The organism is Pedobacter sp. GR22-6 (assembly GCF_037402555.1).
Taxonomy (GTDB): domain Bacteria; phylum Bacteroidota; class Bacteroidia; order Sphingobacteriales; family Sphingobacteriaceae; genus Pedobacter.
Genome location: NZ_JBBEUC010000002.1, coordinates 904062 through 925382 on the forward strand (window position 1 = coordinate 904062; position 21321 = coordinate 925382).

A 21321-nucleotide genomic window follows, 5' to 3' on the forward strand; every position below is an offset into this window, starting at 1 on the left:
CGCTTTTTTTATGGGACTAGCTGTGCTGTTTGGGTACTGCACTTTCGACATCTACACCCAGTCCTTTCGCTATGGCCATACCCAGTGCAATGTCTGCCCTAAACCAGTGGCACAACTGTAGGTTAATGATCTGATCCCGCTTAGGACCGCTCACACCGCTCATGGCTGTCACAATATTGTTGACGAGATTTTTGCGTTCAGCTTCATTCATGACATTCCGGTATAGGTTTCCAGGTTGGGTGTAATGGTCATTATCGCCCTCTCCATGATTCCTGTCGTACCAATCCGCTAGACTGGAATCCAGTTCCTGTGCAGGCTCTTTATAAGCTAAATCAGGAGCTACGTCCCCAAAACTATTTGGAAAGTAGTTCGGACTGTCGTTCCCATTGTCATCAAATCTCATAGCACCGTCCCTGTGAAAATTGTTGGTGATGAAGGGGCAGGCATTTACCGATAGCTGTTCGTAATTGACCCCCAGACGATGCCTTGCTGCATCGGGGTAGGACAGGATTCTGCCCTGCAACATTCTGTCGGGCGAGAAACCGATGCCATCCACTTGATTGGTAGGAGCAAAAGCTGCCTGTTCCACATGTGCGAAGTAATTCTTTGGAATTTCATTGAGCTCTATTTCACCAACGTCGATCAAAGGGAATTCTCCGTGTGGCCAAACCTTAGTCAGGTCGAAGGGATTCCAGCGGAAGATTTTGGCCTCCTGTGCAGTCATCACCTGTATTTTGACAGACCATTTCGGAAACTCTTTGCGATCGATGGCATCGACCAGGTCTCGCTGTGCATGGTCCATATCTTGGCTTCGCATTGCGTCAGCTTCCGGTCCTGTAAAATTTTGTATGCCTTGTTGGGTTTTGAAATGGAACTTTACCCATACCCGCTCATTTGCTGCATTGATCATGGAGAAGGTATGACTTCCGAATCCATCCATATGACGATAGGAATATGGAGTTCCCCTGTCACTCATCAGGATCATGACCTGATGCAGACTTTCAGGATTTAGTGACCAGAAATCCCACATCATGGTCGGACTTTTCAAATTGGTTCTGGGATCCCGTTTCTGTGTGTGGATGAAATCGCTGAATTTTTTTGGGTCTTTCACGAAAAATACAGGCGTATTGTTTCCTACAATGTCCCAATTGCCATCTTCTGTATATAACCTGAGCGCAAATCCGCGTGGATCCCGCTCCGAGTCAGCACTTCCTTTTTCGCCGCCAACTGTGGAAAACCGTAAGAAGATTTTGCATTCTTTACCAATCTGGTTAAAGATCTTAGCCTTGGTATATTGGCTAATGTCCTGTGTTACCTTAAAAGTTCCATATGCGCCCGTTCCCTTCGCATGAACAACACGTTCTGGAATGCGTTCACGATTGAAGTGTGCCATTTTCTCATGCAAGATGAAATCCTGCAGCAAGAGAGGCCCCCTGTTGCCTACAGATTGTGTATTCTCATGTTCTACGTATGGTCTTCCGGAAGCGGTTGTCAGCTTCTGTTTGTTTGGGCTATCCTCTGTCATAGTTTATCTTTTTTTAGTATTTCGATAAAACTATGGATAAAGGATAGCGCTCGCAAACTGCTATTTTCTATATGAATATAGAGGGATTCTATTATAGGCTATAGCAGGCCCTGATCGGCCAAAAACTGGCTGAGATCGCGGGGATGCCTATCCATTAAAAGGGTGTGAAGTCCGGCTTGTTTGGCTCCTTCAAGATGTTGAGGGCTATCGTCAATAAAAAGTGTCTCTTCCGGAATCAGGTTATTCTCCTGGATAACGCGCTCAAAGATTTCAACATGAGGTTTGCGTAAACGCATTTGCTGAGAATAGTAGGCCTTTTCGAAGAGACTGTCGTTATTTTCCAGTTCAAATTCTTTCTTCAGATATTTCAGAATGTAGTCCAGGTGAATTTCATTGGTATTGCTGAGTAGGAATGTCCGGTATTTTTCCTTCACCCGAAGCAGAGTATCGTGGACTTTTTCCGGAACCCCGATGAGCAAGCTGTTCCAGGCAGCATCAATATCTTCGTCTTTTAAATCTGGATTGCAGGCAAATTTGCGAATTCCTTCTCTAAAGCTTGCCGCGGATATAGCTCCAGTCTCCAAATCGCTAAATAATTGATCATGCCCTTTATGGCCAAAAAAGTGTTCAATATCTGGGATACCTAATTGTGAAAGAGCTTTTTGCGCGATTCTAAAGTCGATCTCAAAGATGACGTTGCCGTAGTCGAAGATGATATTTTTAATTTTTTGCATGAAACAGTTTTTAAAATTGAATACAAATATGTAACATTGCACTCGCAAAATCTAATAAGATTTTAGTGGGGCCATTAGCTCAGTTGGTTAGAGTAGAAGACTCATAATCTTTTGGTCGATGGTTCGAGCCCATCATGGCCCACCAACTACAAAGCCATTTCTAGCAATAGAAATGGCTTTTTTGTGAACATCTGTTTCAGGGGTTTAATAACTACCTACAGAATGAAATATTTTTTTAGTACTTCTTCCAGCTCCTTCGGGAACAAAGGTTTCTTCAATAGTTTAATGACATAAGGACTGGCTTCTGCCTTTTTAATATCACCAAAATCCAAGGTGGATGAAAGTATGGCGATCAGACATTTTTCTGTGACTGATTTTGGAAGTTTTTTATAGAATTCCAGAAATTCAAAGCCGTCCATTTCCGGCATCTGTATGTCCAGCAGGATAAAATCAGGCAAAGCACTGTCGTTGTCTATATGATCATTTAGATAGGTAAGTGCTTCTTCGCCAGACATGCAAAGAATAATTTCATCAAATAATTTAGATATCGTGATGATTTTCGAATTGATTTTAAGATCAACTTCGTTGTCATCTATCAGCATTACTTTTCTGGGTTTATTTAACATTGGGGATTTTTATTTTAAAAGTTGTACCGTCTTGTAGATTTGAGCTTACTGAAATTTTTCCATTGATTTTATTCAAGGCTTCCTTTACGATAAAAAGGCCTAGACCGCTTCCATGATTGGTCTTACTTTTAAAGAATTGGGTAAAGATTTTTTCCAAATGCTCATTTAAAATACCCATCCCGTTGTCACTGATAGAAATCTCAGCAACATCTTTTTTAACCTGAATTTGAATATCTACTATTTTATGTTGCTCATCTTCTTTTTGATACGTAATCGCATTAGAGATCAGATTCCCTAAAATCACTTCAATTCTGAAGGCATCACCAATGAAAGGAATATCTTGTTCGATATTGACCTTGAAATTAGTTTCCCTGTCTGTATAGGAATAAAGTTCGATCAGCTCTGCCACCAGTGATTTAAAATCAATCGGTGTATTTTCATTTACTAATTTGTTATTCTTGTAGTACTGAAGGGTTTTCTGGATATAATAATCCAGTTTATTTGAGCAGGTTTCAATCATACCCCAGTATTCTCCGCTGGAATGAAAAAGGTTTTCCATTTTCACCACATTGACGATACCCATTGCCGACACCAGTGGGGCTCTCAGTTCATGAGATATGCTATAGATAAACCTATTGAGTTCATCATTTGTCTTTTCAAGTTCTGCAACCTTATCACGGAGGTCTATTTTTGCTTTATAAGCATCATAGGCATTCTTAATGGAGTTATGCAGTTCAAGATCATTCCAGGGCTTGGTAATGTATCTATAGATATCCCCATGGTTAATCGCATCTGCAAGCGCTTCTATATCGGTATATCCTGTCAACAATATCCTGATCGGATCGGGAAAGGTCTTTACTATGCTCTTGAAAAATTCCACCCCCGTGGTCTGGGGCATTTTCTGATCCGCTATAATGACATGAACTGGAACATTTTCCAGTATTTTTAAACCATCTGCAGCAGAAATCGCGGTGTAAATTTCATATTGCCTCCTAAAACCCGCCTTAAATGCGTTTAAGTTGTTCTCCTCATCATCAATATACAGCACTCGTATAGTAGGTGCATTCATAGTAAAGATTGTTTTTAGTTTACAGGCAAGGTAATAATAAATTCGGTACCTTGATTTACTTTTGTAATTACGTCTATCGTACCGTGATGATTTTCAATGATCCGGAAAACAATGGATAATCCAAGCCCTGTGCCTTCTCCAACATCTTTGGTCGTGAAGAAGGGTTCAAATATCTTTTGTTTCACCTCATCGGTCATTCCGGTTCCTGAATCCTTGATGCTGATCTTCACCATATTCCCTTCCTGCCAGGTCTTCAGTGTAATGAACTGCTCATCTTCATGGTTCTGCTTGTACTTGATCGCCTGTACAGCGTTGGTCATGAGGTTCATGAATACCTGGTTGATCTTACCTGGCATACATTCAACCTCTGAGATCTGTTGATAGTCTTTTACAATGGTAAGATTCTGAGGGAATGTACTTCTGATCAGTACCAGTGTGGAGTCCAGACCTTCGATTAAATCTACTGGCTTGGTGTCGTTCTCGTCCAGTCTGCTGAAGTTTTTCAGACTTCTGATGATCTCAGCAGTTCTTTTGGCTCCTTCGCCTATACCAGAGAGCAATGATTTGATCTCATCCCTCACAAAGGAGATGTCTATTCTTTTCTTGAAGGATTCTATAGCCTGAAGTTGTTGTTGTACATCTCCCGTTAAGTCAAGTTGCTCATACATATTGATGACATCATTGAGCTCGTTGATGTCCAGTTCCAGCGGTTTGATGTTTGAGGTCACAAAATTGATCGGATTGTTGATCTCATGGGCAATACCCGCAGTCAGCTGACCCAGTCCGGCCATTTTCTCCGCATCCACCAATTGGGACTGTGCTTCTTTTAGATTGGTCAGGGTGGAATTCAGCGTCTCATTTGTGTTTTCAAGAGCTTCTGTACGTTCCTTTACTTTGATTTCCAAAAGGACGTTTTGTTCTCTTACGAGTTTCTCATTCTCCGTCAATATCTTTAGTGCTTCAGCCTGAGATTCCTCTTTTTCCTTTTTAAAGATATTGATCTTATCAGCAAGGGCAAAGGAAAGAAGTGTTACTTCAGTCGCTGAGGCTATCTGTAGGATATATACCGTGAAGTTATTATAAGGAATAACGTTGTAGTCCTTCATGATGAACAGACAGGCACCGATCAGCAGCAATGACCATGCAATCAGGAAGTATTTGGCAGGGGCAAAGCCACTCTTGTAAACGATAAATGCAATGTAGAGCGCAAAAAGAGAACCAACAAACGTTGCGAGCTGCATGGTAATGAAGCCCAGGTGTTTGGCTCCCGCAAAGGTAAACAGCAGGCTGATTGAGAAAGTCAGCAGGTTAAAATAAATATAACCGGACAAAGGCTTTCTTCCACGACTGATGTTTAGGAACTCTTTAATGAAGATAAAGGCCATGATTCCTGTAAGCGAGGAGAATATGCTAACTGAATTCAATCCCAGCCACTCACTTCCAGGCCAAAGGTATTTGGCTGCAAATCCAGAAATAGATATCTGCGTTAACCAAATCGATAGGATATAAAAAACATAGTAAATGTAGCTGCGGTCACGAACAGACAGATAAAGAAACAAGTTGTAAATCAACATTACAAACATAATTCCGGAATAGAGACCAAAAAGCATCTCTTTAGTAATCAGTTCGTCGCTAAAAGAATCCTTCTTGCCTATTTTTAAGGTGGTCACCAATAGTTCATGGCTCATCAGCTTTACGAATAGTTGGTAAGAATCTGTATGGAGCATTTTTGGAAGTTTCGCTATGAAACCAGTTCCAGGCCATTGCTGGTCTTTTAGGTCCTTGATAGCGACCAAGGGTATTTTTTTTAAGATGCCATCGTTGAACAAAATATAACATTCCGGATTGATCAACCTGGACTGTTCTATGAGTAAATAGCTATTTTCGGTAGCTGGAGCGGTAATGTTCATTCTCGCCCAGCCGGCATCTTCAGAGATACCAAAGTTGATGACCTTAGTTTCGCTTTTGTAGAACTTATCTGATTTTAATACCGCTTTTATGTCAGTGTTGGCTGGGGATGGTTTCAACAGCCAGGTGCTTTGCCCCACATCGGTAATCAGGTCACTATTAGGGTCTGCATAAGTATAGTTGGCAAAGCTCTTTGCCGAAATCAATGTAGCCAATAAAAAGGCTATGAACAGGGTTCTTCTCACGAGGTAATTCCTTTGATGCGCAAATCGAAGTGTACCTCGATTGCACCGTGCTTAGTATCTACTATTTGACTCATTACTAGGTTATTTCGGAGCTCCATAATGGCCGTTTTTTCATCAGGAAAGGTGTTGTCCAATGTAATCACATCGTCAATGACCAGCGCTGTCGCTGTCAAATCTTCTTTTGGATAATAAAATTTGCCTTTATTTCCAATCGAATCGATGACCCGGAAACCCGTCCTAATGCAATTTCTATATGTTGCAGGTGCACAAAGAGCGAAAAGTGACTTCATTTTTAGTTGTTCGGTGATAGCGACACAAGTTCGTCCCAGAAAAATGCTTCCGATGCCAAGTCCAGCCACCTCCCATGAATTCCACAGTCCGCAGCACTCGCCAGTAACAAGCTCTTTTTGCTCCGAGATCATCGGATAGATCCGGTCGTCCATATATCCAACGGCATCTTCGATTGGTAGCGGAAAGTTCCCGCCAGCAATTTGTATTCTTCCTCCGGCCAGGATTCTATCGTCATTGTCGGTGGTTACGACAACCAAATAGACGTTGGGATTTAACATCCAGTCGATTTTTGCAGAAGTAATCTGAGTGATCCCAAAGATTTCGAGCACTTTTGTGTGTCCCTCAATGAACCTGAGGCAGGCCTGTCTGTCATCAACTGCTCTGAAAGCTTTGAAATACAGTTTATCTATTTTTGGTTTGTTAGTTTCCAATGCTCAGTGTTTCTTTTGTTGGTTTACGTATCGTTCTAAATTCCGAATCGGTCGATTTGAACAACCGGAATAAAAATATTTCCCCTTTTCGATCGTCAGTATTAAATATGCCAGTGAATTTTTCCCTGAGCTGATTCAGATGGACCGAGGTATTTTGGTCCAATCCAATGCCTTTTCCATGGATGTTTCTGTAGAAGAAGGCTAAAGGCACAGATAGGGGATGCATCTGATAACCTAAGCTAGCTGCTGCCAGCCAAAGCCGCTCAACGGCACGCCCACCTTCCAGATAATCTTTATCGGAGGTACCGGGCATAGTCACCAGGCCTACTCCAGATGCTGTTGTCATTTGAGTCAGGGATACCTTTTTAAATACCGTTCCACCATTGATTTTTTTCAGGAAATCGATTGCCTTGGTATCTTTGAGCAGGCGAAGTCCAATAAGGTCATTCATCCCAAGATCCAGGGTGTGAACACCAATTCCATCCTTTCTTGTTTCTACCTCTGCAGGGCTCCAACGCATTTCTTTATGTACGAAATCATAGTGTGCATCTGGTGTGAAGAAACGCATAAGATCGGTTTCGGCAATGATCTCCCCAATGACCCGTTGTTTGTCTTCATCAAAGAGCCATTCGATAGTTGTACCGGGGATGTCATTTACTACACCTGAAAGATATCCGATCTCTTCAGGTGTCATCACTGTTCTTATACTTTTTTTCCTGTTGGTATGTCGGTTAGAAATCTGGGCAGCCAGCGTATTTGAGCGTTCAGATTTCCTGATCTCTGCTTTTTCAAAGCTGAATGCAGCAATATGTGTCGGAAAATCCGATGTCGAGTACGTCCAATGTACAGAAAGACCTTCCTGTTCTGCAGTTAGCAGCAGGTTTTCTATTGCTGCACCCAATGAAATGAGCGATGACGTATCGTTGTAATCAAGAAAAGCTTCTGAGCTGATTTTATCGTAAAATAAGTGAAGGATGCGATCTTTGTAATGCCATTTCCAGGGCTGGCTGTTTCCGCCGGAAGGAGCAAGGTTGGCAGCTGTTACCAAAAAATTTAATTGTGTGGTAGTCAGTGCTTCGCTTCCCCTAAGCGTAGTCTTTGACGCCATAATGTCCATCTCAGGAATGCTGAGCACTTTCGCTGAACTTTCAGGGATCGGTCTGTCTTCGGCAGGGTCACCGATCAGATCATCTACGTCGATGAAGAACCTCCCGGAAACATGTAGGAGATCCAGTAATATCTTGCGTGAAAGATCTGCAGTAATACCACCTCCATACGTTACGGCACTCGACAACTGCGGCCAGGTGGTAATGGTCTGCATGATTTCGATAGCAGACGCCTTCATCCTTGGAGATAACGTTTCCAATCCGGATATGGGAACCATATAAGGCAGTTTTTCTTCGCTGGTCTTGAGGTGCTTTACCTTGCTGATGTCGAGGTGCGCTACTGAACCATGTAGTATTGGGCGTTCAGGTTCCAGATCAAATCGCTCGATGTCGATGGTTCCCCTGTCACTCGCCTCCATCACCACGGGGATTTGTAGTTCTTTGGCTTTTACACGGCAGGTAATTTTAATGTCAATGCTATCGCATTCGTCGATCAGGAGATCCAGTTTTCCATTTTCGGTTAGAAATTGCTCCAGGTTATCATCTGTGATGCCTTCATGAAAAGGGACTACTTTGAGAAATGGATCAATTTCTGCAATCTCTCTGGCAACTATTACAGTTTTTTTAAGGTCTATGTTGTGCGCCCCGGAACGGATACGGTTTAGGTTGGTCAGATCAAGTGTGTCAAAATCGGCGATCCTTAATTCACCAAAACCTCTTTCTATCGCAAGGGTAAGCGAAACAGACTGTCCTACTGAAAGACCGATTACACCGATCTTTTTTTGGGCCAGCGAATCTTGTTCTTGTTGAGTGATTTTATGCTTGTTCCTGTTGGTGCGTACCTGTATATATTCACTTTCATCAAGGATATGTACCAATTTTTCGAGCCATGGGTAGTAGACCCAAACCCCATAACTGAAAAGATCATTTCCGTTTAGGTGCCTTTCAATCGCTTCACTAATGCCTTCCTCGTTGAGGATCTTAGTCGGATTTAGACCTTTGATCAGGTCTTTCAACTGGCTGGTGATGGTGTCAAATACCTGTACATAGGGTTTGGCCTGTAATAATGTGTTTAGCGCTTCCACATCGTCCGGATTATTTAGTCTGAAGAATGTGGGCTGGTAGATATCATTGTAATTTTGCGTTGCGGAAATTAATTCCTTAATGGAATTATAATTATCTTTACTTAAATACATTTTGTTTATCAATGTTGGCCCTTTTTGCAAGTATATCTAGCAATAAGCTAAATATCTAATAAAATTATGCTTTTAAAGCCTATAATGAAAATGTATCTTTAACTTTTATTTTGGCTAAATTAATCATTTCCTAATTATGACCTGATTATGAGCAATATCAGATTAAGAGCTACTTGCTCAAATGATACAAAATTTTTTGAAGAAATATTTTTTCATAGATAATAGTTCTTTAAAACTCATAAAAGCGATATATTTAACAAAAAATTCTAGATAAGTATGAGTTCTGATGCATTAATAAACGTTCTATATGTAGATGACGAGGTTCATAATTTGAACTCTTTTAAAGCTGGCTTTAGAAGGTTATTTAACGTCTTTGTCGCAGAATCGGCGGCAGAGGGCAGAAAAATACTTGAAGCTGAAAACATTCAGGTGATCATTACAGATCAGAGAATGCCGGTCATGACGGGAATTGAATTTCTGGAATCTATCATTCCGGATTTCCCTGACCCTATCCGTATCCTGCTTACCGGATATGCAGATATCAATGCAGTTATCGATGCGATCAATAAAGGACAGGTTTATAAATACATTCAAAAACCATGGATGGATGAAGACCTTAGGATTAATATCGAAAAAGCTTACGAGATCTATGCGCTCAGGAAAGAGAACAGGGAGCTCACAGAACAATTATTATTGGCAAACAAACAATTAGAATTTTTATTACGTCAAAATCTATTATCTTAGTTATCCTAAGGGATGATTTAAGATGAACAGATGGATATTAGTCGTTTGCGTATTCATTCTTTCTCTGACTGCAGTAAAAACCAACGCTCAGACTGTATCCAGTGAAGGAACGGATTTTTGGGCGGTTTTCCCGACTCATGTGCCAAGCAACAGTAATAATGGCCCTCAATTGGCGGAATTGTCAGTTTTCGTAACTGCAAAAGCAAACACCAGGGTTACCGTTTCCTGCGGCACCTACAGCAGCAGTCAAGACATCGCGCCTAATACTGCAGTTGAATTTAAAATACCCAGAGCCCAGGCCTACATCGATCTGATTGATGCGAATAAAGCGCTTGGCAATCGCGGAATCCATGTCAAAGTAGCTGATGGAATGCCTAGTGTGTCGGCATATGCGCACATATATGCAGGTGCACGCTCCGCCGCCTCTCTTATCCTTCCTTTCGAGACCATGGGTCAACAATATTATTCTATGAATTATACCCAGGGTAATTTTGGTGACAATTTTATGGTTCTGATGGCAGTGGAAGATGACACGAAGATCAGGGTTCATCCCAAGTCTGGTCCGGAATTTACCATAGACCTGCCAAAGGCAGGCGATGTCTATCAATATATGAACCGCGGAGATGACTTAACGGGTGTTTTTACAGAAATAGACCCCAGTACACCTTGCAAAAAATTCGCTGTCTTTTCCGGAAGTACGATGATCGATATCGGAGATTGCCCAACACCTCCAAACCACAGCTATGATCCACTGTATCAACAACTCTATCCGGTCAACAGCTGGGGAAAGAATTATGGTGTTGTTCCGTTTGCTGAGCGCAATTATATCCTTCGGATCATGGCTCAGGATGACAACACTTCCGTTACTTTTAATGGAACGACAAAAGTGATCGGGAAGGGCCAGTTTATTGAAACGGGGAAACTGACCGACGCCATTTATATAAGTGCCGACAAAGTCATCAGCGTTGCACAATTCTCCCTTACCCAGTCCTGTTCCGGGGCTTTCGGGCAATCCCTGATCGGAGATCCTGAAATGGTAATGCTCAATCCGATCGAATTCAGTATAAAGGGCATTACCGTATTTTCCTCTACCAAACAAAATATCAGCGAAAACGCAAGATACATCAATGTTCTTATTCGTAAGGCAGCCGCTCAGAGCTTTAGGATCAATGGCAATCAGCCTGCTGTTACCTGGCAGCCGCTGACAGATAATCCGCTGTTTGTGTACGCACAACTGCCAGTGTTCGCCGAAAGCCTTACGCTTACCGCTTCAGACGGATTTAACGCCATTGCCTATGGCTTTGGCGACCATGAGTCCTATGCATATTCTGCAGGCACCAACCTGTCTTCCAACAATTACCTAACAGTAGTCAATAAAAATAATGGCAATACTGAAAGCGCTGATGGCTGCATCGGCGATCAACTTGACTTTAAGATCAATCTCCCCTATCCTGTAGACAGATTGATTTGGACTCTGGATAACCGGCCGCCAATTATACTCACTTTTCCTCAGGCGGAAATAAAAGTTGCGGGCAATGAAGTGACTTATGTTTATAGCTTACCCGCGGATCTTGCCTTTCCCGAAGTAGGAGAACACCGAATTGAAGTAAGGTCCAGTATCAGTGCCAATACCAACAGTTGCATTACGGGGGAGGTAACCACGGGTTATGTCTTTAATATCTATGAACACCCTATTGCCGACTTTGAAACGGAACTGGCAACAGGATGTGTTGGGCAAGCTTTTGCATTTAAGGATAAAAGTAATCCAAACGCTGAAGATTTTACCATTACAGAATGGAGATGGGACTTTAATGACCCCAGTTCTCCCGCGAATCTCTCTACTGAGCAGAATCCCGCGCATATTTTTTCAAATCCCGGTGAGTATCTCGTGAAACTTTCCGTAAAAGCCGGTACAGGTTGTTTCTCGGATGTATATGAGAAAAAAATTGTTGTCTATCCTGTGCCTCAAACCGGTTTCATCGCTGCAAAAGCATTAACCTGTATCAACACAAGTATCAAATTTGAAGATAGATCGACCATCTCCAGTGGTGCAAATATCGTAAAATGGATTTGGAGCTTCGGCGATGGCAGTGCTGATATTGAAAAGACAGACCCCAGTCCTGTATTGCATTCATTTGAAAAGCAAGGCATTTATGAGGTTCGGCTTACTGCTGTATCTGACCACGATTGCGCTATTACATCTGACATAACTTCAATTACGGTAACCGCCTTGCCTGTGGTCGACTTTGATATGCCAGATGTTTGCCTCGAAGATGCCGTAGCCGTATTTACCAATAAATCCCTCAATGTAGACCAGACAGAAAATGGTTTAAGTTACGAATGGAGATTTGCTGATGGTGATCCGGCATTGCCTGCCAATCGGTCTATATTGAAAAATGGAAGACATCAATTTTCAGTCGCAGGAAATTATCAGGTCACCTTGATTGTCCGAAACTCAAACGGTTGCGAAGTGAGTGTTCAGAAAACATTTACTGTAAATGGAGGTGTAGAAAAGGCTGATTTTACGGTTAAAAATTTGACATCCCTATGCAGCAAAGCTCCCGTTTTAATCAACAACACCTCTTCCGTTTTCTTCGGTAAAATCACTAAAATTGAAATCTATAAAGATTTTCTGGGTAAACCTTCGGAATTTATAACGGTTCAATATCCAACAGGTGCGGATATTCCGCTTAATTATGAGGATTTCGGTGGAAACAGTTCCAGGGATTTTACGATTCGGCTTGTCGCATATTCCGGTACAGCGTGTTTCAAAGAAGTTTCTAAAGTAATTACAGTAAATCCATCTCCCCAGCTTTTTTTTGATAACTTGTTGCCAGTCTGTGAAAATGAAGGGACCATATCTGTAGCAAAAGCCAGCGAAACCTCGGGGATGCAGATGGCATCTGGTATTTATAGCGGGCCGTATGTCAGCAGCAATGGAAGTTTCAATGCTAAATTGGCAAAGGCAGGGATACATCAGGTAACCTATACTTTTACTGGATTGAACGGTTGTCCTGCTTCCATTACGAAAAGCATCACTGTGCTGAGGTCCCCAGTAGCAGATGCAGGCCCGACAGTATATATTCTCTCAGGTATGAGTACGAAGATCAATGCAACAGCAACAACCGGAGCCGGGGTTACTTATAAATGGAGTCCTGCTTTGGGGCTCGATAGAGACAATGTGCTTAACCCAATCGCTACTCCGCAGAAAGATACCAAATATACCCTCACAGTCTATACGATCGACGGTTGCCCGGCTACCACCGAAGTTTGGGTCCGGGTGCTGCAGGAAATCAAGCCGCCTAGTGCCTTCTCTCCAAACGGAGACGGTGTAAATGACAACTGGCAGATTCCTTACCTTACCGATTATCCCGATCCTACAGTTCAGGTTTTTAACAGAAGCGGAGAAATTGTTTTTTTTAGTCGTGGATATTCTCTACCTTTTGATGGGAATTATAAAGGAGAGGTTTTGCCGGTAGGCGTTTACTACTACATCATCAATCCCAATTATACCGGTAGAAAAAGAATAACAGGCTCTCTAACGATTATTAGATAAATGAGATATTCAATTTATGTATTCTGGCTCCTGATGTTATCAGTTGTTGCTCTGCACGCGCAGCAAAGACCTCAGTATACTCAGTATATATTCAATAATTACCTGGTCAATCCCGCGATAAGTGGTATAGAAAATTATACTGACATAAAAGTAGGTTACCGGCAGCAATGGACAGGCATCAAGGATGCGCCGAAAACGTCTTTTGTCTCTGCTCACTGGAAGCTTGGCGACGAGTATCTCTGGAAGAATGCACTTTCACTCCCGGAAAATACAGATGATCCAATGAGCCGGAATTATATGCAGAACTATACCGCTTCGCCGGCTCATCATGGTATGGGAGTTATCGCTGTGCTCGATGAGGCAGGGCCAATCTCCAGACTGGATGCGAGTCTTACTTACGCCTACCATTTGCAAATGACCGATCAGCTGAATTTTTCTGTTGGTGTTGCAGCAGGCATCAGCAGGATAGGACTCGACGTAAATGCCCTGGAATTTCAGACAGGCCCGGACCAGGTGATTCAAAATGCATACCTCAGTCAGATCAAACCAGATTTGGGTTTGGGTGTATGGTTGTACGGGGCAAGTTTTTTTGCAGGGGCATCTGTACAACAAGTGCTGCCACAGAAGCTGAAATTTACGAGTGAGCCCATTTATAATACGGGAAAGGATGTGCCTCACTATTTCTTTACCCTCGGTTACCGTTTGTTTCTGGATGAGGAAATCACCGCTCTTCCTTCTGTGATGGTAAGAAAGGTAAGTCCAACCCCTTTGTCTATTGACGCAAATCTAAAAATTGCATTTAAGGACAGGGTTTGGGTAGGAGGGAGCTATCGCCGGAATGATTCTTTCTCTGCACTTGCGGGGATCAATGTTAGTAAACTGCTCAACCTTACCTACTCGTATGATTTTATTACTTCGGATCTGAGCAGGGTAAGCAATGGGACTCATGAAATCGTACTTGGAATTCAATTGAACAACGTGTACGAAGTCATGAGCAAAGCGAAAATGTGGTAGAATTCTGCTAAATCCTTATAGTTCTTTTCTAAGGCGCGCAACAGGGATATTCATCTGCTCGCGGTATTTGGCTACAGTTCTACGGGCGATATTGTAACCCCGATCTTTCAGGATTTCGGTTAACTTTTCATCCGCCAATGGCTTGCGTTTGTCTTCATTCCCTATACAATCTTCCAGAATTTTTTTAACTTCTTTATTGGAAACTTCCTCACCACTTTCCGTTTGTATGGCTTCGGAGAAAAAGGATTTCAGGAGGAAAGTGCCAAACTCAGTCTGTACATATTTGGAATTTGCCACCCTGGACACCGTAGAAATATCCATGTCGATCTTATCCGCAATATCTTTCAGGATCATCGGACGCATTTTACGCTCGTCGCCTGTCAACAAGTACTCATATTGGTACTGCATGATCGCATTCATTGTTTTGAGGAGTGTTTGTTGCCTTTGCTTAATGGCATCAATAAACCATTTTGCAGAATCCAGTTTCTGCTTCACAAACTGAACCGCTTCTTTCAGTTTTTTATCTTTTTGCGAAGCTTTATCGTAATGGTCGAACATATCGATATAAGAACGACTGACCCGCAGTTCTGGCGCATTTTTGGAATTTAGCGTCAGGATTAATATTCCATCATTGTTGGATACATGGAAATCAGGTATGATTTGCAATTGCTTGGTCGTTACCTGATTGGAATCTCCAGGCTTAGGGTTCAAACGCAGTATTTCTGCAATAATCTCTTTAAGATCTTCACTGTTCAGCCCCAGTGACTTTTCCAGCTTATCGTAGTGTTTGCGTGTAAACTCGTCCAGGTGGTTTTCTACAATTTCAATGGCCTTTAAGACTATTGGATTGCCGGTATCCTTACGTTTCAATTGAAGTGTAAGACATTCCTGTAGATCTCTCGCAGCAATTCCCGGAGGATCGAAGCTTTGGATCACTTTCAGCATTTCCAACACATCTTCTTCTTCTACCATTACATTTTGAGAAAAAGCGAGATCGTCTATCATCGATGTAATTGGTCTCCGCAGATACCCATCGTCGTCCAGACTTCCAATGATTTGTTTACCAATGATGAAGTCCTGGTCAGAAAGCGGGACGAGGTCGAGTTGTTCCTGCAGACTCTCAAAGAAAGTGCTTTCAATGGCTATTGGTGTTTCTTTCTTTTCTTCATCGTCATCACTATTGTTATACGAAGTGCTGTAGTCATTGACGCTATCATCCTGTAAATAGTCGTCTACATTAAATTCGTCAGTACTTTCTTCTTTTGAAGATGATTCAAAATCATCGGGACCATCATTCAGGTCGTCATATTCCCCTTTTGGTTCTTCAGCAATCATAAGGCTGGGATCTTCCAAAGCAGGATTTTCTTCTAATTCTTCTTTGATACGTGTATCTAATGCAACGGTAGGTACTTGCAGCAATTTGATGAATTGAATTTGCTGCGGTGATAGTTTTTGAAGGAGTTTTTGTTGTAAATGTTGTTTTAGCATAGATAGTACGAACGATATTTTTATACCTGTCCAAAAATACACATTTCGGGCTGATAAAAGTAATCACACAAATATATTACTTTAAAAGCCCTTTTTTTGCGAAAAACTTTCTATTTTTAGGTACATCAATACGTATATCACTATGGGATTTGTAAAAGAATTTAAAGAATTTGCGATCAAAGGTAACGTGATCGACCTGGCTGTCGGTGTCATCATTGGAGGGGCTTTTGGTAAGATCGTAACCTCATTGGTCAACGATCTGATCATGCCGCCAATCAGCCTTTTGATCGGCGATAAGGGTTTCACTAATTTTTATGTCCCATTGAATGATAAGGTAAGAGCGTTTGTGGCTACAAACCCAAATGCTTCCCTGGAAGATGCAAAAAAAGCTGGTCCCGTGTTTGCATGGGGCAATTTCGCAACTGAGGTGATCAACTTTTTTATTCTTGCTTTCATTATTTTTCTGATGGTAAAAGCAATCAACCGGATGAAGCGCAAAGAGGAGGCAGCGCCATCGGTACCACCAGCACCTTCAAAAGAACAAGTTTTGCTGACTGAGATTCGCGATTTGCTGAAGGCAAAGTAAACAATAGCGCCTTTTGGATGTCTGATAAGCTGGCAACAGATCAGATTAGCGCCTTGATCTTACTCTCCAGCATATCCAGGTCGAAAGGCTTTGCGATATAATCGTCTGCTCCGGAATTTTTTGCAATAGCAACACCCTCTGCACTTGCAGAGTACATGATTACAGGCAATTCTGAAAACTTTGGTTCGGTCTTAATCATTTTCAATACCTGGTCTCCGGAGCGGGCAGGCATCCATATATCCAAAAGTAAAAGATCTGGTTGTTCTTCTTCCAGGTCTTTCAATACATTCAGGCTATTGGATTCTGTGAATACATGATATCCGAATTCCTGCATGATCATTTCCATCATTTCAAGGATACTTTTGTCGTCGTCACAAACCATCACTTTTTTATTCATTTTCCAGATTCCTCTCTTTCTATCAATTTACCGTCGGGATATTAGCAGATAAGGCTTGACCGTCAGGGCAGGCTAATATCAAATATTTAAATATTAACTAAGCACTGCAAACTTTGTTTAAATTTTATTGAAAAATACGCACTCCTAAATACCCTTTATAAGATACGAGTTCGGTATGGTTCCGGATTCAGGAGACAGATCGTTTTCGTTTGTCGATTCCTGAGCCTTAGATGAGTCATAAATCCTTATGATGGAGCATCCTCCCAGGACCGTCTCATTTCCTCTTCCTGACGTATGTAAGACGTAAAGGAGACGGAGAAAAGACGGAGCGGAGAGGGTTTGGACCATAGCGCTTAGTCAGACCAAAAGATGTCGTGGTGTATAAGAATAGGATCTCTTTTAAGTTGTATTCGATTTTTTTACCGATAAAATGGAGCTGTTTACCGAGGTTTATCCGTTATCTGAATCAGATGCATTTTTTTATCGGTCGGCGCTGGTTACATTTGGTCAGGCAAATAACAATTGCTAAATAACAAGATTAGAAATGGATAAGTTGAATAAGACAAATAATTCCAGCAGAGTGTGTACAGGATTGGTGATTCTTGTAGTGGGGTTGGTATTTTTTTTAGATAACATTGGTGTGAATATTCCAGATTGGTTGATCAGTTGGCCTACAGGGATGATTGCCATTGGTTTACTGATCGGTTTTAAACGAAAATTTAGTGGTGGACCCTGGATATTTTTTCTGGTGATAGGGGGCTTTTTTACTGTTGAATCCATTATGGAAATAGACATGTCAAAATATTATTTTGCATTGATCTTTATTCTGATTGGTATGTACCTGATCTTGAAACCCAAGAGTTCGTTTGATAAGAGGCGTTTCAAACGCAAATTTGGAAAGAAATCTGTAGATTTTAATGAATACGCTACTGAAGAGGTGGGAGAAGAAGAAAAGACCTTCTATGACATCGATAAAAATGATATTCTTGACACCACTAATGTATTTGGCGGCAGCCACCAGAACATTTATTCCAAAAATTTCAAGGGCGGAGATGCCATTGCAATTTTTGGCGGAGCGGATATCAACCTGACCCAGGCTGACTTTACCGGTACAATTATCCTGGATGTGGTAGCGATATTTGGAGGTATCAAGATCATCATCCCCCCTAGCTGGGAAGTGAAGTCTGAGGTGACGGCAATATTTGGAGGAATAGACGACAAGCGTGCATTGGGCCAGGTATTTGAGGAGCCGCGCAAAATGATCATCATTAAAGGTGTTGCCTTATTTGGCGGAGTAGATATTAGAAATTTTTAATCCCAATGCATATGAAATGGTTTTTAGTAAAGTATATTTATGAGATTATTAGCGGAGTAGGTACCTATAAAGCACAATTTGATGAACAGCTGAGATTGATCAAAGCCCTGAGTTTTGGCGATGCTTTTGGAAAAGCAGAAGGGCTGGCACAAGGTTTTCATATGCCTTTTACGAATTATAAGGGCGAAACGGTACAGTGGAAGTTTGTCGGGATAGCTGACATGTATGAAATAGAATATCCTGGAGACGGCGCTGAAGTGAGTTCGGTAGTGCATGAACCAAACGATGTTCAGGGATTTTTAAATTATGTAGATCAGCGAAGGGTATTTTTAATCAACCGCTTGGCTATGCAGGAATTGCAAAAATAATGACGACAAGTCCATTGTCCATAGGGAGAATACAGCGGGTTGCCGGGACTATTTTTATAGCCTGGGTAGCCGTTTTTGTATTTTTATTTTACTATACACTAAACTTTAGCTTACTGATCTCTATTTCCGATAGTTTGATCACCAACGGCCTGATGGGCTTGGGATGTATCATTTTGAGTAATATGCTGGGCTACTATCAGCCAAAAAATGAGACGATCTTATTTGTGCTGGTGCTGACCCTTGTGCTGGCGTTGATTGTAACGCTGATCAGCAAGTTTATGCTAAAAGTCATGTTTGTGGATGAGCTGACTTACAAGAGTTTTCTGAATCTTTCTATGTTGCTGCGTTTTATCATAATCTTTGTGTTCCTGGCCTGGTGCGCATTAGCCAACATCTTATGGTATCGTCTGGAAGAACAGTCTGCCACACAAGAACGTTTACTGACTGCACAGAATCTGTCCAAAGAAGCAGAACTGAATAAGCTACGGCATCAGTTACAGCCTCACTTTTTATTCAATAGTCTCAATTCGGTATATGCACTAACGATTGTAAATCCCAAGGAAGCGGGTACAATGATTACTAAGCTTGCTGCTTTTTTAAGGGGAACACTCAAGAGAGACGATGATGTATGGGTAAGTGTAGCTGAAGAAATGGAATACATCCAGCTCTATTTAGATATCGAGAAGGTAAGGTTCAGTCATCGACTCAATATAGATATTTCTATAGCTGATGAAACGCTGGGGTTGAAATTGCCAGGTACATTGCTACAGCCGATTGTGGAAAATGCAATCAAATTTGGACTATACAATACTGCAAAAGCCATTACTATTGTCGTTTCTGTTAAAGTAATTCAACAGACGCTTGTGGTACAGGTGCAAAATCCCTTTGATCCGGAAATGAAGGCTACAGGGGGCACGGGATTCGGCCTGACGGCGATTAAGAGGAGGTTATACCTGCTTTTTGCTGATGAAAAACTACTACATACCCATTCGACCCCTGAAAATATTTACATAACAACGCTTAAAATACCTCAAGCAAATGATGAGAACGATACTAATTGATGATGAATCGCTAGCCAGGGACATTGTAAAACACTACCTGAGCAGTTTTCCGGATATAGAAGTGGTGGCCGAATGCAGCGATGGATTTGAGGGATTGAAAGCCATTACACAACATCAGCCAGATTTTATTTTTTTGGATATACAAATGCCTAAAATCAATGGTTTTGAGATGCTGGAACTGGTAGAAAAACCACCCGCAGTGATCTTTACTACGGCCTTCGACGAATACGCGATAAAAGCTTTTGAGGTGAATGCGGTAGATTACCTGTTGAAACCAATAGAACAGTCGAGATTTGAGCAGGCGATACAGAAGCTGCCAGGCAGGCTAAACAGCGGTGACAATAGTGCAACACAAGAACTGTTGGATAGCGCCGCCCTAAGTCCGGCGCAAAATAACAGAGTGGTGGTGAAAACAAATGGGGTGATCAAAATCATTTCTGTGAATGATATTCATTATCTGGAGGCAGATGATGACTATGTGAAATTGAGCACAACAGAAGGAGTGTTCCATAAGAATAAGACGATGAGTTTTTTTGAGAGAACGCTAGATCCGGGCCAGTTTATACGCATTCACCGCTCTTATATTATAAATCTGGCTCAGGTGACTAAAATTGAATTGAAAGAAAAAGACAATTATATTGTACTTTTAAAATCTGATATTTGGTTGCCTGTAAGTAAAACTGGCTATGTAAAACTAAAAGCCGCATTGGGCATGTAGAAATTTGTTTTTCTATTTGCAATTAGAAAAAAATCAAACTATATTTGCACCTCTTATTTAAAAAAATAGTTAAGATATAATACAGTTATGAAAAGAACATTCCAACCTTCGCAAAGAAAGAGAAGAAACAAACACGGCTTCCGCGAAAGAATGGCTACAGCAAACGGTAGAAGAGTATTAGCTTCTCGTCGTGCAAAAGGAAGAAAAAGATTATCAGTTTCTGACGAACGTCGTCATAAAGCATAATTTTTGATTGCAGCAATTCTTTGTTGCAGATCAGAAAATCTGCATAATTGCGATCAAAAACATGAACACATTTCACAAAGAAGAACGGTTATGTAGCAGGAGATCACTAGATCTGCTATTTAAGAACGGTTCTTCTTTTTTATTATACCCCTTTCGAGTATCGTATTTATATACAGATACTTTGCACCAATTCCCAGTGCAGGTAGTGATCAATGTATCCAAAAAGCGCTTTAAGAAGGCTGTTGACAGGAACCTGATCAAAAGAAGGAGCCGGGAAGCTTACCGGCTACAAAAACAAAAACAACTGTACGAACTATTGCCAGAATCCGAAGCCTTATTGCTGCTGTCTTTACAGTATGTTGGCAAGCAGATTTATGAGTATGATTTTTTTGAGAAAAAGCTTAATGCGGTATTGAAAAAACTATTGGCAGTTCTGTCAGCTAAAATACGCCAGGATGAAAGTCATTAAGCAGGTAATTGGCTGGTTGTTTTTAGGGCTGATCAAGTTGTACCAATGGTTTTTGTCGCCATTGTTAGGCGCGAGTTGCCGTTTTACGCCAACTTGCTCGCAATATGGGATAGAGGCCATTAAAAAGCATGGCCCCTTTAAAGGCGGCTGGCTGACGCTCAAACGTATCGGTCGCTGTCACCCCTGGGGAAGTCATGGTCATGACCCGGTTCCCTGAATTTGTTTTAT

20 protein-coding genes and 1 tRNA gene are annotated in these 21321 nt (G+C 41.6%); 12 read left to right on the forward strand and 9 right to left on the reverse strand.

Annotation, left to right across the window (positions count from 1 at the left end):
* Positions 1-16: 16 nt before the first annotated feature.
* Entirely contained in the window at positions 17-1525 is a 1509-nt protein-coding gene (locus WAE59_RS11470; protein ID WP_337856099.1) for a catalase, read from the reverse strand.
* A 98-nt stretch (positions 1526-1623) separates the two neighbouring features.
* A complete protein-coding gene (locus WAE59_RS11475; protein ID WP_337856100.1) occupies positions 1624-2259 on the reverse strand; it encodes an HAD family hydrolase in 636 nt (211 codons plus the stop codon).
* A gap of 68 nt (positions 2260-2327) precedes the next feature.
* On the opposite strand from WAE59_RS11475, the gene WAE59_RS11480 reads away from it, so the two are divergent.
* Positions 2328-2404, forward strand: a tRNA-Ile gene (locus WAE59_RS11480).
* Between the two features lie 70 nt (positions 2405-2474).
* On the opposite strand, the gene WAE59_RS11485 is transcribed toward WAE59_RS11480, so the two are convergent.
* From WAE59_RS11485 to WAE59_RS11505, 5 genes are read right to left on the reverse strand one after another with little or no spacing between them, the layout of a single operon-like run.
* Positions 2475-2885: a response regulator gene (locus WAE59_RS11485; protein WP_337856101.1), complete on the reverse strand. Its 411-nt coding sequence runs from the start codon at positions 2883-2885 to the stop codon at positions 2475-2477.
* A complete protein-coding gene (locus tag WAE59_RS11490; RefSeq protein ID WP_337856102.1) occupies positions 2875-3954 on the reverse strand; it encodes a hybrid sensor histidine kinase/response regulator in 1080 nt (359 codons plus the stop codon). Before WAE59_RS11490 ends, WAE59_RS11485 begins: the two co-directional genes overlap by 11 nt.
* A gap of 14 nt (positions 3955-3968) precedes the next feature.
* Entirely contained in the window at positions 3969-6107 is a 2139-nt protein-coding gene (locus WAE59_RS11495; RefSeq protein WP_337856103.1) for a 7TM diverse intracellular signaling domain-containing protein, read from the reverse strand.
* The gene (locus WAE59_RS11500) at positions 6104-6829 is read right to left on the reverse strand and encodes a hypothetical protein (RefSeq protein ID WP_337856104.1); all 726 of its coding nucleotides are present in this window, start codon (positions 6827-6829) and stop codon (positions 6104-6106) included. The genes WAE59_RS11495 and WAE59_RS11500 overlap by 4 nt, the downstream gene beginning before the upstream one ends.
* Entirely contained in the window at positions 6819-9131 is a 2313-nt protein-coding gene (locus tag WAE59_RS11505; protein ID WP_337856105.1) for an Rv1355c family protein, read from the reverse strand. Before WAE59_RS11505 ends, WAE59_RS11500 begins: the two co-directional genes overlap by 11 nt.
* A 276-nt stretch (positions 9132-9407) precedes the next feature.
* On the opposite strand from WAE59_RS11505, the gene WAE59_RS11510 reads away from it, so the two are divergent.
* Genes WAE59_RS11510 through WAE59_RS11520 form a run of 3 tightly spaced genes read left to right on the forward strand, consistent with a single transcriptional unit; the run spans position 9408 to position 14445 of the window.
* Positions 9408-9875, forward strand: a complete 468-nt coding sequence (locus WAE59_RS11510; RefSeq protein ID WP_337856106.1) for a response regulator — start codon at positions 9408-9410, stop codon at positions 9873-9875.
* Between the two features lie 22 nt (positions 9876-9897).
* The gene (locus tag WAE59_RS11515; protein WP_337856107.1) at positions 9898-13431 is read left to right on the forward strand and encodes a gliding motility-associated C-terminal domain-containing protein; all 3534 of its coding nucleotides are present in this window, start codon (positions 9898-9900) and stop codon (positions 13429-13431) included.
* On the forward strand, positions 13432-14445 hold the full coding sequence (locus tag WAE59_RS11520) for a PorP/SprF family type IX secretion system membrane protein (protein ID WP_337856108.1): 1014 nt from the start codon (positions 13432-13434) through the stop codon (positions 14443-14445).
* A 15-nt stretch (positions 14446-14460) separates the two neighbouring features.
* On the opposite strand, the gene rpoN is transcribed toward WAE59_RS11520, so the two are convergent.
* Complete coding sequence (gene rpoN, locus WAE59_RS11525; protein ID WP_337856109.1) at positions 14461-15933, reverse strand: RNA polymerase factor sigma-54; 1473 nt, start codon at positions 15931-15933, stop codon at positions 14461-14463.
* 142 nt (positions 15934-16075) lie between these two features.
* Here rpoN and mscL point away from each other — a divergent pair, with 142 nt between their 5' ends.
* The gene (gene mscL, locus WAE59_RS11530; RefSeq protein WP_337856110.1) at positions 16076-16519 is read left to right on the forward strand and encodes a large conductance mechanosensitive channel protein MscL; all 444 of its coding nucleotides are present in this window, start codon (positions 16076-16078) and stop codon (positions 16517-16519) included.
* A gap of 40 nt (positions 16520-16559) precedes the next feature.
* Here mscL and WAE59_RS11535 read toward each other — a convergent pair whose 3' ends face one another.
* A complete protein-coding gene (locus tag WAE59_RS11535) occupies positions 16560-16916 on the reverse strand; it encodes a response regulator transcription factor (RefSeq protein WP_337856111.1) in 357 nt (118 codons plus the stop codon).
* A gap of 544 nt (positions 16917-17460) precedes the next feature.
* Here WAE59_RS11535 and WAE59_RS11540 point away from each other — a divergent pair.
* From WAE59_RS11540 to yidD, 7 genes are all read left to right on the forward strand, one after another.
* Positions 17461-18231, forward strand: a complete 771-nt coding sequence (locus tag WAE59_RS11540; RefSeq protein ID WP_337856112.1) for a LiaF transmembrane domain-containing protein — start codon at positions 17461-17463, stop codon at positions 18229-18231.
* Between the two features lie 11 nt (positions 18232-18242).
* Complete coding sequence (locus WAE59_RS11545) at positions 18243-18599, forward strand: DUF4288 domain-containing protein (RefSeq protein WP_337856113.1); 357 nt, start codon at positions 18243-18245, stop codon at positions 18597-18599.
* The gene (locus tag WAE59_RS11550) at positions 18599-19660 is read left to right on the forward strand and encodes a sensor histidine kinase (RefSeq protein WP_337856114.1); all 1062 of its coding nucleotides are present in this window, start codon (positions 18599-18601) and stop codon (positions 19658-19660) included. The genes WAE59_RS11545 and WAE59_RS11550 overlap by 1 nt, the downstream gene beginning before the upstream one ends.
* Positions 19638-20378, forward strand: a complete 741-nt coding sequence (locus tag WAE59_RS11555) for a LytR/AlgR family response regulator transcription factor (RefSeq protein WP_337856115.1) — start codon at positions 19638-19640, stop codon at positions 20376-20378. The genes WAE59_RS11550 and WAE59_RS11555 overlap by 23 nt, the downstream gene beginning before the upstream one ends.
* 87 nt (positions 20379-20465) lie before the next feature.
* A complete protein-coding gene (gene rpmH / locus WAE59_RS11560) occupies positions 20466-20624 on the forward strand; it encodes a 50S ribosomal protein L34 (RefSeq protein WP_055133745.1) in 159 nt (52 codons plus the stop codon).
* A 61-nt stretch (positions 20625-20685) separates the two neighbouring features.
* The gene (locus WAE59_RS11565) at positions 20686-21093 is read left to right on the forward strand and encodes a ribonuclease P protein component (RefSeq protein ID WP_337856116.1); all 408 of its coding nucleotides are present in this window, start codon (positions 20686-20688) and stop codon (positions 21091-21093) included.
* Positions 21080-21310, forward strand: coding sequence for a membrane protein insertion efficiency factor YidD (gene yidD / locus WAE59_RS11570; protein ID WP_337856117.1), 231 nt, complete (start codon positions 21080-21082; stop codon positions 21308-21310). The genes WAE59_RS11565 and yidD overlap by 14 nt, the downstream gene beginning before the upstream one ends.
* Positions 21311-21321 lie beyond the last annotated feature (11 nt).